Annotated in this window: 16 protein-coding genes; 10 read left to right on the top strand and 6 right to left on the bottom strand. The window is 71.4% G+C overall.

The annotated features are described in order from the left end of the window. Positions 1–4: 4 nt before the first annotated feature. Positions 5–427, top strand: coding sequence for a hypothetical protein (locus ACQPZW_RS32855; protein ID WP_433789897.1), 423 nt, complete (start codon positions 5–7; stop codon positions 425–427). Beyond that, complete coding sequence (locus ACQPZW_RS32850) at positions 424–1,593, top strand: zinc-dependent alcohol dehydrogenase (RefSeq protein WP_433789896.1); 1,170 nt, start codon at positions 424–426, stop codon at positions 1,591–1,593. Before ACQPZW_RS32855 ends, ACQPZW_RS32850 begins: the two co-directional genes overlap by 4 nt. Here ACQPZW_RS32850 and ACQPZW_RS32845 read toward each other — a convergent pair. Together ACQPZW_RS32845 and ACQPZW_RS32840 are read right to left on the bottom strand one after the other, a co-directional pair. After that, a complete protein-coding gene (locus ACQPZW_RS32845; RefSeq protein WP_433789895.1) occupies positions 1,536–2,309 on the bottom strand; it encodes a cytochrome c oxidase assembly protein in 774 nt (257 codons plus the stop codon). The genes ACQPZW_RS32850 and ACQPZW_RS32845 overlap by 58 nt on opposite strands. Then, complete coding sequence (locus ACQPZW_RS32840) at positions 2,306–2,782, bottom strand: DUF2243 domain-containing protein (RefSeq protein WP_433789894.1); 477 nt, start codon at positions 2,780–2,782, stop codon at positions 2,306–2,308. Before ACQPZW_RS32840 ends, ACQPZW_RS32845 begins: the two co-directional genes overlap by 4 nt. Before the next feature lie 112 nt (positions 2,783–2,894). On the opposite strand from ACQPZW_RS32840, the gene ACQPZW_RS32835 reads away from it, so the two are divergent. Then, positions 2,895–3,188 carry a hypothetical protein gene (locus tag ACQPZW_RS32835; RefSeq protein ID WP_433789893.1) on the top strand — a complete coding sequence of 98 codons (294 nt, stop codon included), beginning with the start codon at positions 2,895–2,897 and terminating at the stop codon, positions 3,186–3,188. Positions 3,189–3,393: 205 nt separating this feature from the next. Here ACQPZW_RS32835 and ACQPZW_RS32830 read toward each other — a convergent pair whose 3' ends face one another. After that, entirely contained in the window at positions 3,394–4,383 is a 990-nt protein-coding gene (locus ACQPZW_RS32830) for a GlxA family transcriptional regulator (RefSeq protein ID WP_433789892.1), read from the bottom strand. Positions 4,384–4,613: 230 nt separating this feature from the next. On the opposite strand from ACQPZW_RS32830, the gene ACQPZW_RS32825 reads away from it, so the two are divergent. Further along, entirely contained in the window at positions 4,614–5,030 is a 417-nt protein-coding gene (locus ACQPZW_RS32825; protein ID WP_433789891.1) for a hypothetical protein, read from the top strand. Continuing rightward, entirely contained in the window at positions 5,027–5,269 is a 243-nt protein-coding gene (locus ACQPZW_RS32820) for a DUF3817 domain-containing protein (protein ID WP_433789890.1), read from the top strand. Before ACQPZW_RS32825 ends, ACQPZW_RS32820 begins: the two co-directional genes overlap by 4 nt. On the opposite strand, the gene ACQPZW_RS32815 is transcribed toward ACQPZW_RS32820, so the two are convergent. Continuing rightward, positions 5,253–5,981 (bottom strand): PP2C family protein-serine/threonine phosphatase, encoded by a 729-nt coding sequence (locus tag ACQPZW_RS32815; protein WP_433789889.1) that lies wholly within the window; start codon positions 5,979–5,981, stop codon positions 5,253–5,255. The genes ACQPZW_RS32820 and ACQPZW_RS32815 overlap by 17 nt on opposite strands. Positions 5,982–6,027: 46 nt before the next feature. On the opposite strand from ACQPZW_RS32815, the gene ACQPZW_RS32810 reads away from it, so the two are divergent. The 4 genes from ACQPZW_RS32810 (at position 6,028) to ACQPZW_RS32795 (ending at position 9,795) form a co-directional block, all read left to right on the top strand. Beyond that, the gene (locus ACQPZW_RS32810; protein WP_433789888.1) at positions 6,028–6,486 is read left to right on the top strand and encodes a serine/threonine protein kinase; all 459 of its coding nucleotides are present in this window, start codon (positions 6,028–6,030) and stop codon (positions 6,484–6,486) included. Further along, positions 6,390–8,000: a serine/threonine-protein kinase gene (locus tag ACQPZW_RS32805; protein ID WP_433789887.1), complete on the top strand. Its 1,611-nt coding sequence runs from the start codon at positions 6,390–6,392 to the stop codon at positions 7,998–8,000. Before ACQPZW_RS32810 ends, ACQPZW_RS32805 begins: the two co-directional genes overlap by 97 nt. A gap of 239 nt (positions 8,001–8,239) precedes the next feature. Next, the gene (locus tag ACQPZW_RS32800; protein ID WP_433789886.1) at positions 8,240–8,557 is read left to right on the top strand and encodes a hypothetical protein; all 318 of its coding nucleotides are present in this window, start codon (positions 8,240–8,242) and stop codon (positions 8,555–8,557) included. A gap of 11 nt (positions 8,558–8,568) precedes the next feature. After that, positions 8,569–9,795, top strand: a complete 1,227-nt coding sequence (locus tag ACQPZW_RS32795; protein ID WP_433789885.1) for a DUF6745 domain-containing protein — start codon at positions 8,569–8,571, stop codon at positions 9,793–9,795. A gap of 160 nt (positions 9,796–9,955) precedes the next feature. Here ACQPZW_RS32795 and ACQPZW_RS32790 read toward each other — a convergent pair whose 3' ends face one another. Continuing rightward, on the bottom strand, positions 9,956–11,395 hold the full coding sequence (locus ACQPZW_RS32790) for an MFS transporter (protein WP_433789884.1): 1,440 nt from the start codon (positions 11,393–11,395) through the stop codon (positions 9,956–9,958). 16 nt (positions 11,396–11,411) lie between these two features. Here ACQPZW_RS32790 and ACQPZW_RS32785 point away from each other — a divergent pair, with 16 nt between their 5' ends. After that, a complete protein-coding gene (locus ACQPZW_RS32785; protein WP_433789883.1) occupies positions 11,412–12,479 on the top strand; it encodes a LacI family DNA-binding transcriptional regulator in 1,068 nt (355 codons plus the stop codon). Between the two features lie 181 nt (positions 12,480–12,660). Here the strand turns inward: ACQPZW_RS32785 and ACQPZW_RS32780 are convergent, their stop codons facing one another. Beyond that, positions 12,661–13,563 carry an STM4011 family radical SAM protein gene (locus tag ACQPZW_RS32780; RefSeq protein ID WP_433789882.1) on the bottom strand — a complete coding sequence of 301 codons (903 nt, stop codon included), beginning with the start codon at positions 13,561–13,563 and terminating at the stop codon, positions 12,661–12,663. Positions 13,564–13,574 lie beyond the last annotated feature (11 nt).

Raw genomic sequence — 13,574 nt, 5'->3', positions numbered from 1 at the left:
GAGAATGAATCGAACCGGGAAGCTTCTGTTGATCGCCGGGCCGCTGGCGGCCGGGGCCGCGGCGGTCGCCGTCAGACGCCGAGGCCGTTCGGGTCCGCCGCGGCGCCGCCACGTGATCACGGTGTACCGGCCACTGTCCGAACTGGAGGTCACGCAGCTTCCTGGATCACTGAAAGAGATCATCGAGGGTGTGGAGATCCGGCTGGCGGAGGCGCCGGGCGGGCGGGGGACGGAGATCTCGGTACGGATCCCGGACGACTCCCCGGTGTCCGAGGGCGAGGTGCGCCGTGCCCTCCGGGAGACCCGCTCGCTGCTGGAGGCCGGTGACGTTCTGTTGCCTTCCGGCCCGCCGACGACCGTGCCGACCCTGCTCAACCGGCCGTTGCAGACGGTCACCCAGAACGGGCGTGAAGGGGGTCTGCTGTGAGGGCGCTGCAGTGGCAGGGTGTGAACAAGCTGGCCGTCGGCACCGTCCCCGATCCGGAGCTGCGCAATCCCGGAGACGTCATCGTCAAGGTCACCCGGACCGTCACGTGCGGCTCGGACCTGCACCTGCTCGGCGGGTACATCCCGTTCATGGAGAAGGGTGACGTCCTCGGCCACGAGTTCATCGGCGAGGTCGTCGAAACCGGGCCTGACGTGCGCAACCACCGTGTCGGCGACCGGGTCGTGGTGTCGTCGTTCATCTCGTGCGGCAACTGCTGGTACTGCGACCAGAAGCTGTTCTCGCTGTGCGACAACGGCAACACCAACCCGGCGATCACCGAGACGCTGTGGGGGCAGGCGCCGAGCGGCTGCTTCGGATACTCGCACGCCATGGGCGGCAACGCCGGCAGTCACGCCGAGTACATTCGGGTGCCGTTCGCCGACGTCGGAGCGTTCGCGATCCCGGATGCGGTCAGTGACGAGCGCGCGCTGTTCGCCTCCGACTCGGCGTCCACCGGCTGGATGGGCGCGGACCTCGGCGGGGTGAAACCCGGTGATGTGGTCGCGGTGTGGGGTGCCGGTGCGGTCGGGCAGATGGCCGCCCGGGCCGCGGTGCTGCTCGGCGCCGACCGGGTGATCGTCATCGACCGCCTGGAGAACCGGCTGGCCCAGGTGCGGCAGCACGCCGGCGCCGAGACGCTGAACTACGAGCACGACGACGTCGCCGGTGAACTGCGCGAACGCAGTGGCGGCCGGGGACCGGACGTGTGCATCGAGGCGGTCGGCATGGAGGCGCACTCGCCGGGCCCGCAGTTCGCCTACGACCAGCTCAAGCAGCAGCTGCGGCTGCAGACCGACCGTCCGGTCGCGGTCCGCGAAGCCATCCACGCCTGCCGCAAGGGTGGCTCCGTCTTCGTCCTCGGCGTCTACGCCGGGTTCGTCGACAAGTTCCCGCTGGGCGCACTCATGAACAAGGGCCTCACCGTACGGGGCGCCCAGATGCACGGGCAGCGCTACATCCCGATGCTGCTCGATCGGATGGCCACGGGCGAGCTGGTCACCGAGCACCTGGCGACGCATGTGATGCCGCTGGAAGAGGCGCCGAAGGGCTACCGCATGTTCAAGGACAAGGACGACGATTGTGTACGGGCGGTCTTCGTCCCCTGACGAGCGCCCCGTCGCGGCCGGCCGGTGACGAGGGCGACGGCGAGCAGCAACTCGGCGATGTCCCCGCCGTAGTACATCAGCTCGGCGCCGCCCTCCCGCTGCTCCCGCGGCACCGGCACGTCGACGAGCACCCCCGCGTAGAGCAGCTGCGCGAGGATCGAGTGGGCGGCGATCGCGACCCCCAGCATGACCAGCCGCGCCGGCGCCGACGGCCGTCGCGGCGCCGGATCCGGGCCGGCCACCACCCACGCGAACAGGTAGCCGGACAGCAGGAAATGCAACGAGACGAGCGGATGCATGGGCGGCAGCGGGACCAGATAGAGCGCGACAAGCCCGCCCACGTTGAGGACCAGCGCCACGACCGGGTGGGCGACGGCATGCACCGGCCGCGACCGCAGCAGCCGGCCGATCACGCGCCCGGCCCGGCGCGGCACGGTTCGCAGCAGCAACGTCACCGGCGCACCGAGGACCAGCGCGATCGGGGCGAACATGCCGACCAGCAGATGTGCCAGCATGTGCCCCCGGAAGTCGCCGGACGCCCACGGCAACGCCGCCGGAGTGAGACCGACGACCAGCAGCGCGCACCCGGTCACGAACGAGACGGTCCGCCACGGCGGCCACCGGGCCACCCGCAGCGCCAGGACCTCGTAACCGATCATGGCGACGGCCACGAGCAGGAGCGGAAGGCCCCCGCCCGGAAGGTGCCCGTGCGTCACCGGCGATCCCCGGCATGCTCGCGCCCGGGTTCGTCCTGCCCGCCCTGATGCACGTGCCGGCCGCGTTGCAGCAGCCACCCGCCCACGATCAGCACCACGCCCAACAGCAGAAAACCGAGATCCCACCACAGTTGGTACGGGCCACCGCGCACGTGGTGGATGCCGAGCAGGTGGTGGTCCACGATCCCTTCGACCAGATTGAACAGTCCCCAGCCGACGAGCATCCACCCCCACAGGTCCCGCGACCGCCACAGCCGCCCGGAAACCGTGCCCATCCGCGCGTGGAGCAGGCCGAGCCCGGTCAGCACGGCCAGCCAGGTGACCGTGTGGAACAGCCCGTCCCCGAGCGTGTTCATCCGCAGTCCGTCCACCGTGTCGGCGGGATACTCGCTGGTCAGCAGGTGGTGCCATTGCAGAACCTGGTGCAGCAGGATGCCATCGGCGAAACCGCCCATGCCGATCCCGAGCACCATGCCGGGAAGTCTCACAACGGTGTGGCCCACACGTGTCCTCTCGGTATGCCGGAGCGCTCGCTTACCCGTACCCGAACGGGTTATGTGCGCGGTGGCGGGGAACCAGGAGACCATGGCCCGACCACGCTCCGCCGCCGTCGCGGCGTCCAGTGAGCTCACCGGCGACGACGGCGTCCGCCAGCCCGGGGGAGAGGTTCACGCCTGGACGCCGGGCATGAACCAGACCCTGTGCGGTCTCGCCCTGAGCCGCACCCGGCTGCGGCGCTTCCCACACGTACGGTTCGACTTCCGGGCCACCGACGTGATCACCGCCGACGACGAGGTCCGCTACATCTGTCCCCGTTGCGTGGCGGCGACCACCCGCAGGGGCGAGCGGGCCTGGACCCGCACAGCACCGCGCCCCTGACCGCACAGCCGGTCGCGTCCACGGCTGATGTCGGCGCCCGCCGGCCCGTCTCCGGGGCGGCGTCGCGACCTTGATCACGCAGCCGGTCGCGTCCACGGCTGATGTTCGACGCCCACGCCGGCCTGCCTCACGGGTACAGCGCCGCGACCTCCCGACCGCGCCGCCGGTCGCGGTTGCGGCTGGTGCCGACGCCCGTCGGCCTGCCTCAGGCGGTGACCCGCGGTTCTCCGGGGCCGGCGTCGGTGCGGCTGCGGAATGCGGCCCGGTAAGTGTGCGGGCTGGTGCCGACGATGCGTTTGAAGCGATCGCGGAAAGCGGTCGGTGAGCCGAAACCGGCTCGCGCGGCGATCGACTCGACCGGCTGATCGGTGGCTTCGAGCAGGTGCTGGGCCCGGCGGACCCGGGCTCGTAGCAGCCATTGCAGCGGCGTCGTGCCGGTCTGCTCACGGAAGCGGCGGTTCAGCGTGCGGACGCTCATGCCCGAGCGCGTGGCCAGATCCCCCAGAGTGAGATCAACGCTGGTGTTGTCCTGCATCCACTGGAGCAGCGGCTCCAGCCCGGCTCCGCGCGGGGTCGGCGGCGGCGACGGGATGATGAACTGTGCCTGCCCGCCCTCGCGCTCCAGCGGCATCACCGACAGGCGGGCAGCGTCGGCGGCGACCGCCGATCCGTGGTCCCGCCTGATCAGATGCAGACACAGATCGAGGCCCGCAGCCGCCCCGGCCGACGTCAGGAACTGGCCGTTGTCGACGTAGAGAACGCCCGGGTCGACGTCGATCTCCGGATACCGGGCGGCGAGCTCGTCGGCGGCCAGCCAATGGGTGGTGGCCCGCAGTCCGTCGAGGAGCCCGGTGGCGGCCAGGACGAACGCTCCGGCACAGATCGAGGCGACCCGGGCCCCGCCGGAGGCGGCTTTCCGCAGGTGATCGACAACCTCCAGGGGTACGTCCACCCGAGGATCGGCAACGCCGGGCAGGATGATCGTGTCCGCTTCGAGAAGAACGTCGAGCCCCCATGAGGCCTGCACACGGAACGCCCCGGCGTCGACCGACGGGGTGGGCGCGCAGACCCGCACCTGGTAGGGGATGCCGCCGTCGGCCAGCCGCACCCGGCTGAACACCTCGATCGGCGTCGACAGGTCGAACGGAATGACCCCGTCGAGAGCGAGCACGGCCACGAGGTGCACATCCTTCATGCCGGGCCCCCTTCGGCGGTCATCGCGTCGGCGCGCCTGCGGTCGGTCGTCACGAGTGCCGCCCTCCGGTCGGTCGTCACGGGTGTCGCCCTCCGGTCGGTCGTCACGAGGGGCGCCCTTCGGCCGGTCGTTGCGGCGGTCAGCCTACGCCCGCGTGTGGCCAGAATCGGTTGGAGGTGGGCAGTCCTGCCAGTTCTGCTGGATGGTGAAACGGGCATAGCGTGCCCGGCGTGACGAAACTGCTCCTCTCTCTGCACGTGCTCGCCGCGATCATCGCGATCGGGCCGGTCACCGTCGCGGCCAGCATGTTCCCGGCCGTCGCGCGCCGATCGGGCGTCGGTGAACGGCTGCGCCTGCTGCACCGGATCTGTCGTGTCTACGGCGTGGTCGGTGTGGCCGTTCCGGTGTTCGGGCTGGCCACCGCGAGCAGTCTCGGCGTTCTCGGTGACGCCTGGCTGCTGACCTCGATCGCTCTCACACTGGCCGCCGCACTGATCCTCGGTTTGCTGATCATTCCCGGCCAGGAGCGGGCACTTGTTGACGGCAAGGCGAATCGACTCGGGATGCTCACCGGGATCTTCAACCTGTTGTGGGCGACCGTCACGGTGTTGATGATCGTGCGGCCCGGCTCGACGACGGGAGCATGACGGTGCGGATCGCCGCCTGGGTTGAGCTGATCACGCTGTCCGTCATGTTGATCAATATGTTGACCGTACATATTGACGTGATCGCGTCAACATGTGGGCCGGTGCACGGGTGTGCGTACCTCATCATCGTGATCTTGACCTTGAATCTGACGAAATGGCCGCTCGGGATCCGTCTGCTCGCGTTGATCCCGGGAATCGGGGGGATGCTCGTGCTGCGGCGGATCAACCGACCTGGATGATCACGGCGGTGGCGTTGTCGTCGCCGCCGTTGTCCAGCGTCTCCGCGAGCAGCTCCGTCACGGGGGTCCGCTCGGTCAGGGCATCGGCCAGACGGCGGTCGTGGATCTGGTCGGACACCCCGTCCGTACACAGTAGAAATCGGTCACCCGGACGGAGGCTGACGTTGAGCAGATCGGGCTCCGGCATGCCGGGATGGCCCGCATAGCGGGTCAGGCGATGCCGATCGCGGTATGCCTCCCGCGAGTCCGCCGCATACCAGCCGTTGAGTATCCCCAGCCAGGCCGCCGTGTGGTCGGACGTCAGCAACTCGAGCACACCGTCACGCAGCCGGTAGGCCCGCGAGTCGCCCAGTTGCACCAGCCACGCCGAGCCGTCGGGGTCACCGACGAAAGCGGTCAGAGTGCACCCGGTCAGACTGGCGATACCGCGGCCCGCGTCGTGGACCGCCCGCTGCACCTCGGCCACCACGGCCCGCAACGCCGCCGGACCGGACCCGTTCGCTGACCCACTCACGAAGGTCTCGACCGCGGTGCGACCGGCGGCCGTGCTGCCCGGGCCGTCGCCCATCCCGTCCGCCACCACGGCGAGCGTCCGCGCCGCGTCGAGGTGCAGCACGTCGAAGTTGGCCGGGTAGCGGTTGCCGACGATCGTCCCCGCCGCCGCTGTAAGCCGCCGTGCCCCGACGACCCATGTCGCCTCCGTGAACTCCATTACCGAAGGCTAGATCGCCGGCCCGCGTGCGGTAGGTTGCCAACCCGTGGCAGATCCACTGCGCCCCACCGATCCACGGTCCATCGGCCGATATCGGACACTGCGCCGGCTCGGCGCGGGCGGAATGGGATCCGTGTACCTGGCCGAGGACCCGGCCGGGCGGCTCGTCGCGGTCAAGGTCATCCGCCCGGAGTACGCCCACGAGCCCGAATACCGTGCCCGGTTCCGCAGCGAGGTCAACCGGGCCCGCGAGGTGCCGCCGTTCTGCACGGCCGAGGTGCTCGACGCCGACCCCGACCACGAGACGCCCTATCTCGTCGTCGAATACGTCGACGGGCCGAGCCTCGACGAGGTCGTCGCCGACCAGGGCCCGCTCACCGGGGCAGCCTGCACGGTGTCGCCGTCGGCGTGGCGGCCGCGCTCGCCGCCATCCACGGAGCCGGGGTCGTCCACCGTGACCTCAAGCCCCGCAACGTGCTGTTCGCCCTCGGCACCCCCAAGGTGATCGACTTCGGGATCGCCCGGCCGCTCGACCCGACCAGCTTCCACACCCGCGCCGACCAGGTGGTGGGGACGCTCGCCTACATGGCCCCGGAGCGCCTCGACGCCGAGACCGACCGCCTGCCCACACCCGCCGTCGACGTGTTCGCCTGGGGCGCCGTCGTCACCTTCGCCGGCACCGGCCGTACCCCGTTCGGCGGGGATAGCCCGGCCGTCACGGCCGCGCGCATCCTCACCCAGCCGCCCCGCGTCGGTGACCTTCCGCCGTACCTCGCCGAACTGGTGGCCGCAGCCCTCGAGAAGGAGCCGGAGAACCGTCCCACCGCCCCCGAGCTGCTCGACCGTCTGCTCGTCACCGGCGCGCCCAGCGCCCCGCCGCTCCCCGTCGAGCTCCAGCGCTCCGCCGAGGCCGCCCAGCAGTCCGGGCGGTTCACGACCGGGCACCGCCGCCGCCCCCGCCGCCGTCTCGTGGCGGTCGCCGCCGCTGCCACAGTCGTCGTCGCGGTGGCCGTGGCCGGTGGAGTCGCCCTCCGGCCCGCACCCTCCGAGGATCCGCCGCCGGCCGCGCCCGAGATCATCTCCGGACCGGCCGTGTTCGACGCGTTGCGCACCGAGAGCCTGTTCAGCGTCGCGAGGACCGAGAACGGACGCTGTGCGTACGCCGATGACGGGTTGCGGGTGACGCCGACGTCCACCGCCCCCATGATGTGTGCCGACTACCAGCGGATCGTCTTCCCGCCGAGCCAGAACGTCAGTGTGCGCGCCACGCTGGGTAACGCCCGGTCGTGCGCCACGATCTGGTTCCGGACGGCTGCCGAGGAGACGTTCCCGGACGCCTACCAGGTCACCGTGTGCCCCGACCGGGTCGGGCTGGCCGCCCGGATCGGTGGCGACGCGACGCCCGTCGCGGGCACGGAACGCGCCACCGACACCGGTAGGCCGCATCTGCTCCAGGTGGTCGCCCGCGAACGGGAAGCCACCGTCAGCATCGACGGCGAGACCGTTCTCACCGGGCCGCTGGACGAGTCGTCGCTGGTCAGCGGGCAGGTGCTGGTCGGGGCCTCCGGTGGATCGGTCACCTATGCCGACGCGCGACTGCGGTCCGGCGCCGATCCGGCGACACCCCCGGCGCCAGACTTCCTCACCGGTGACGCCGAGTTGGTCGCCGCCATGCACATGGTCTACGACCGCGGGCGGGTCGCGATCGCCGAACCCGCCGAATACCCGACCGGCGCCGAATACTGCCGGCGTCTCGAGCTGACCTCGCCGAAGTGCGGGAACAGGTACGTGCCGGTGACGAGCGGACTCCGGGCCGCCCTCCCGATCGCCGCCCGGCCGGTCTACCGCGACTTCCGGCCCGACCGGCGCAGATGCACCGACGCGGTGACGCTGGCGGGGACGTGCGAGGTCAGCTTCGAGGAGTTCGCGACGGTCAGCGACGAGCCGTCGCCGTTCGCGGCTCTGGTCACCATCCGGGGCGGCGAGGTCACGGCGGTCGCCCGGATGAACGTGCGCTGACCTTCCCTTCCAACGGTTCCGAGCAGTCCTCGCGGTCGAGGTTCGGGCGCGCGCGGCGGCCGCTGCCGGTCCCGGCCGCCGATCGGGTTGCCCTGCCGGAGCCGTAACGCGGTCCGATCATGCTCACCAGGACATCCCGGCCCCGGGTTTTCGCAGGTCTGCCGGGTGGTGGCCGAAAATGTCACACCCCGGCGATAGCGTTCCCCGCGTCAGGGTCGGACAGCGGAGGGAGGCCGAGGATGTACCGGCAGGGCGACGTGCTGATCATTCCGATACCGCAGAGGGAGGTGCCGTCCTGCGCGCCGGTGCCCCGCGACCGCCGTGGCCGGATGGTGCTGGCCCGTGGCGAGGCCACCGGTCACGCCCATGTCGTCGGCGGGCCGGGCCTGCAGCTTCTCGCCGATGTCGACGATCCGGAGAGCCTGTTCATCGACGTTGCGTCGCACGGGCGGGTCACCCACGAGGAGCACGGTCCGATCTCGCTGCCATCCGGTCACTACCGGGTGGTGCGCCAGCGTGAGTACATTCCGGGCGCGTTCCGCCCGGTCGCCGACTGAGAGGGCGCGACATGAAGCTGACCCACGCCCAGGAGGCGATGGCCGCGGCCATCGAAGACCAGTGGCTGGCCGCCGCGGTCCAGACCGGCGACGCGGATCGTGCGGCTGCCGAATCAGGAGTACGGGACTCGTATCTCCTGGCCGGACTTGAGGCTCCCGACCGGATCTACTGGTTCGGCTCCCCGCGCGCCGGCGCGGTGGCGGTCGCGCTGCTCTCCGGTCGCCTCTCCGTCCCCGACCTACCACCCGCTGCGGCGCCGGGCGGTGCTGAGGCAGCGGGTGATCCGGGGCCGGATCGTGTCGTGGGGCCGGATGGTGGGCTGCTCGCCGAGGTGGTGACCGAGCTTCTGCGGCAGGGCTGGGTGCCCGGGGAGACGGCCGGGCCGTCGCTGCGCCGTCAGGTGCGGACCGAGCCGTGGGCCGCCGCGCGCAAAGCGGCTGTCGAGGCGTTCGGCAGTGACGGGTGGGCGCAGCTCAGCGCCGCGGCGGGCCGGCGATCGTGGGGCCTGGTCATGGACCTGATCGCCGGACGGCTCCGGTTGCGCCTGGGTGAGGACCTGGCGGCGGCCTTCCCCGGCGACGACGGCCGGTCGGCACGGATGCCGGTGCTCGACGCGATCTATGGGCAGCATGACGGCACGTGGCTGTCCACGTTCGACGCCGCCGACCGGCTGTGCCCCGAGGCTGGACTGATGACCGGGCTGGCAGGCTTGGCGGCGGTGGCGAGAAACGCGGGCTGGTGGTGGGCGAACGAGAAGGTCGCCGTCCTGACCGACCGTCCCTCGAACCTGACCCGCGACAACGTCGGCCGCCTGCATCGCGGTGAGGGCGCGGCCCTGGAGTTCCCCGACGGCTACGGCCTCTGGGCCTGGCGTGGCATGCCCATCCCCGCCGACCTGGCCACCGAGTTGCCGACGCTCACCATCGACCGCATCAGGTCGGAGGGCAACGCGGAGATCCGGCGGGTGATGCTGGAGCACTACGGCTACGACCGCTACCTCCGTGACGCGGGCGCCCGCAAGCTCAGCTCCGACGAGGCGGGCACGCTGTGGTATCTCGATCTCCCCGGCGACGAGCCCCTGGTCATGGTCGAGGTGGTCAACTCGACCCCGGAGCCAGACGGCACGAGCCGCATCTACTGGCTGCGCGTCCCACCCCGGACCAGGAGCGCCCGCGAGGGTGTCGCCTGGACGTTCGGCCTGACCGCCGAGGAGTACCAACCGCTGATCCAGACCTGACGGCTCCGCGCTTGTGGCTCCGCTATGCCGGTGACAGTTCTCCCGCGGCCGGTCTGCCTGCGTCGTTCCCCTGGCCGGTTCGTCAGCGGGCGTGGTTCGCGATAGCGAGGCGGGTGGCGGCGATGGGGCTGTCGGCGTCGGTCCTGAGGGCGGCGGATGACTACGCCCGCAAGCCGCTCTTCCCGGGGCGGGCAGGCAACGAATCGCTGGTGGCCGGGTTGGTGGTGGCCTGGTTGGTGGTGGCCTGGTTGGTGGTGGCCGGGTCGATCGGTGGCGTGGTCACTTCGTCGGCGGTGCTTCGGGCTACGCGGCTGTGAGCGCGGAGGCCCGCCGCCAGGAGGAGGACACTGAGAACGATGAGAGTCGGCTCCAGCGTGAACGCGGCAGTGAGGCCATACCGGTCGGCCAGGCTGCCGAGAAGATATGGGGAAGCCGCGGCGACCAGGCCGAGCACCACCTGGGAGCGGGCGTTGGCCTCGTCATCGCGACCGTCGGCGGCGTCGAAGGTGAGCGCGAGCGAGAGCGGGTAGAGGTTCGCGATGCCGAGCCCGCACACGAACAGCCCGAGAATCGCGGCCGTGGGGTGGCCGGTCAGCCAGAACAGGAGGAAGCCGACAGCGGTGATCGCCAGTGACGCATAGAGGAGGGTGACGGTTCGGCCGGGGCGGCGGGTGAGACGGGCGCCGACGATCCGCCCGACCAGGATGCCGAAGAGGTTGCTCCCGAGCGCGGTGCCGGCCGCCGTGGCGGACAGCCCGGTGGTGACGAGCATCTGGGGACCGAAGTAGACCAGGCAGAACTCGATCGCTGACCCGATCGCTGTCAGCACCGCGAACATCCAGCACGCTGCCGGAAGCCCGCCGAACGTCCGGGCACGATACCGTCCGGCCGGCATCCGGGGCCGCGGTGGGGAATGCTCGTCCCGCCCGGTCCGGGTGCTCAGGGACGGTGGCGGCGGTTTGTCGTACGGTGCCGTCCGATCTCGTGGTGGTCGATCCGGGTGGCGTGGCGTTGCGGTCGTTAGTGGCTCCCGGCGGAACCTGAGGTACAGGGCGGCGAGGACGACCATCGGCAGCGCGAACACGGCGCGCCAGCCGACGACCCCGCCGGCCAGCGCGCCCAAGGCCAGCGGCGCGAGGACGGCGGATGCTCCGGCGCCGATGTTGGCCTCGGTGAGCGCCTGTTCCCGTCGGCTGCCGTGGCGGTCCGAGAGGATCGCCTGGATCACGGTGAGCATGGTGGTCCCGGCCAGCCCGAACACGCCCGCGCCCACGAGTGTCACCGGCACGCTGCCACCGAGGGTGAACAGGACGGCTCCGGCCGCGGCGCCGATGGCCGAACCCCACAGCAGCCGGCTTCTCGGCAGACGTCGGGCGAGCCGGGTGAACGAGGCTCCGGCGAGGGCCGCTCCCGCCGCCCACAGCGTCGAATAGACGCCGAGCAGGGTGTACGAGAAGCGCAACTCGTCGCGGAGGAGGGTGAGCGCCGGCCCGAAGGCGTACAGCCAGAACGTGAAGCAGCCCAGCGCGGCGTAGGCGAGGACCGTGGGTGCGTCCCGTACGAAAGCGTCCGGTCGCGGGTTCGCTGTGTATCGGTACACAAGTAAAGTTTGCGTCATGAACGAGCCCGCCGCCACCCGCAGGCCACGACCGACCATGCGGCAGGTCGCCGAGGCCGCCGGAGTGTCGACGATGACGGTCTCCTACGCCTACTCCCAGCCGGAGCGCGTGTCCGCCGAAGCGGCCGCCAAAGTCCACGAGGCCGCCCAGCGACTCGGCTACCCCGGCCCGCACCCGGCTGCCCGGTCGCTGCGCCGTGGGCGGGTCGGCTCGCTCGGTGTGGTGCTGGGGGAGAGGCTGAGTTACGCCTTCGACGACCCGCAGGCGGCCCGCTTCCTCGCCGGGGTCTCCGACGTGTGCGCGGCCGAAGGTGTCGGGCTGACCCTCGTGCCGATCACCGGTGGCACGTCCGACGTCCAGCGTGTGGCGCAGGCGGCGGTGGACGGCTTCGTCGTCTGGACCACCAGCGACGACGATCCGGTCCTGGACGCCGTCGCCGAGACGGGCCTCCCCGCGGTGATCCACGCGGGACCGCGCCGGCCCGGGATACCGGTGATCGGCATCGACGACCGGGCTGCGGCCGCCGCGATCGGTGAGGTGGCTTTCGCGGGCGCCCGGAGTCCCGTGGTGCTCGGCTTTCCCGTCGACCGCGGCCGGGTCCGTCAGCTGCGCTTGGGCGACGACGTGCCGGACGCCAGATTCCCGGTGACGCGGCACCGTTGGGAGGGCTTCCGGGAGGCCTGGACCGGCACCGGCCGTCCCGCGGCGGCGCTGCGGCTCGCCGTGTGCCCGGTCAATCGACTGACCGACGGTGAGGCCTTCACCCGTGAGCTCCTCCACGACGGGGACCCACCGGACGCCATCGCGGCCATGAGCGACGAGCTGGCCCTCGGAGCGTTGCGCGCGGTCGCCGCCGCCGGTCTGTCGGTCCCCGGCGACGTGGCCGTCACGGGCTGGGACGACAGCGACACGGCCGCACCCGCGGGCTTGACCACCCTGGCGCAGTCACTCCGCGAGCAGGGCGCCCACTGCGCCCGAGCCGCCCTCGGCCGTCCCGCCGGCGTCCCGGCCGAGCACGGGTGGCGGGTCATCCAGCGCTCCACCACCCGTCCTCACCCCGGGTAGCGGTGGCCGCGCGATCCCGGGGCCGCCACGGCAGCGAGACCGCGCGGATCCCCTTCCCGGCCGGGGCCGCCGGGACCCACCTGGTGCTGCGGCGTCGGTGCGACGTTCCGTTGCGGTGGTCGGGGTGCGACGATCCTGGATCGAGCAGGGCGAACATGCCGAACATGCGGCGGCGCGGGGATCAGGGGCCGGCCGGAGGTGGGGCGGGCGGCGACGGCCAGCCGGCGGGGATTCGTTCGAGGAGTCCGTCGGCGTAGACGTCACGCAGCTCCAACGGCTTGAGGTGGACGTAGCCGATGTGGCAGTCACACAGGCCGTTCGTGCACGGGCGCGCTTTCAGAGCCGCGCGCCACGTACCGTCGTAGAGGTTGCCGATCGGGTTTTTGATGAAGTGGCAGCGGCGCACCGTGCCGTCACCGAGGACCGAGATGGCGGTCTCGCCGGCGTGACACGGCACGCCCAGTGACGGATGCGGCCGCACGCTGTCGCCGAATCGCGGGTCGACGGCGGTCCAGCGCGCCTCCTCCTCGGAGGTGTAGACGTGCCCCTCGGCGGCGTTCACCCACAGGTAGACCTCGGGTGGCAGCGCGGCCCGCAACGCCACCGCCTCCGTGTGATGGCCGGGGAGCCCCACCACGCCGACCGAGAAACGAACGCCGAGGTCGAGAAGGTCACGGCACCGGCTGAGGAACCGCTCCCTGCTGACCTGACCGGGATGATAGGTGGCCCACAGAGCCGCCACCTGCGGGTTTGCTTCGGCGAGCCAGCCGGTGCGGGCGGCCAGATTGGTCTGGATGGCGACCCTGGCGACGTGTGGCAGATGCGACAGCCGGACGATCGTGTCCCGGTACCAGGAGCGGGTCAGGCCCTCGCCCCACGGGGTGAACAGCACCGACAGGCGCCGGTCGGTGGTGGCCTCCACCCAGCCGGTGAAGCGTTCCAGGTCGGCCCGGTCGGCGCGCAGCAGGTCCGGTGGGTCGACCCGCTTGGCGAACGGACAGTACGGGCAGTCGTAGTTGCAGCTCGCCAGCGGACCGCGGTACAGCACGTAGAGGTCGTTGAGGGCGGGTAGCAGCGGAAGCATCGGACGGCCGG

It is taken from the genome of Actinoplanes sp. CA-252034, assembly GCF_050956125.1.
Classification (GTDB): domain Bacteria; phylum Actinomycetota; class Actinomycetes; order Mycobacteriales; family Micromonosporaceae; genus Actinoplanes.
This window is presented reverse-complemented; position numbering and strand designations above follow the sequence as displayed.

Excerpts from the sequence above, each read along its gene's own strand:
- ACQPZW_RS32855 (WP_433789897.1), top strand. The coding sequence starts at position 5 with ATGAATCGAACCGGGAAGCTTCTGTTGATCGCCGGGCCGCTGGCGGCC.
- ACQPZW_RS32840 (WP_433789894.1), bottom strand. The coding sequence starts at position 2,782 with ATGGTGCTCGGGATCGGCATGGGCGGTTTCGCCGATGGCATCCTGCTG.
- ACQPZW_RS32835 (WP_433789893.1), top strand. The coding sequence starts at position 2,895 with ATGGCCCGACCACGCTCCGCCGCCGTCGCGGCGTCCAGTGAGCTCACC.
- ACQPZW_RS32830 (WP_433789892.1), bottom strand. The coding sequence starts at position 4,383 with ATGAAGGATGTGCACCTCGTGGCCGTGCTCGCTCTCGACGGGGTCATT.
- ACQPZW_RS32820 (WP_433789890.1), top strand. The coding sequence starts at position 5,027 with ATGACGGTGCGGATCGCCGCCTGGGTTGAGCTGATCACGCTGTCCGTC.
- ACQPZW_RS32815 (WP_433789889.1), bottom strand. The coding sequence starts at position 5,981 with ATGGAGTTCACGGAGGCGACATGGGTCGTCGGGGCACGGCGGCTTACA.
- ACQPZW_RS32800 (WP_433789886.1), top strand. The coding sequence starts at position 8,240 with ATGTACCGGCAGGGCGACGTGCTGATCATTCCGATACCGCAGAGGGAG.
- ACQPZW_RS32795 (WP_433789885.1), top strand. The coding sequence starts at position 8,569 with ATGAAGCTGACCCACGCCCAGGAGGCGATGGCCGCGGCCATCGAAGAC.
- ACQPZW_RS32785 (WP_433789883.1), top strand. The coding sequence starts at position 11,412 with ATGAACGAGCCCGCCGCCACCCGCAGGCCACGACCGACCATGCGGCAG.
- ACQPZW_RS32780 (WP_433789882.1), bottom strand. The coding sequence starts at position 13,563 with ATGCTTCCGCTGCTACCCGCCCTCAACGACCTCTACGTGCTGTACCGC.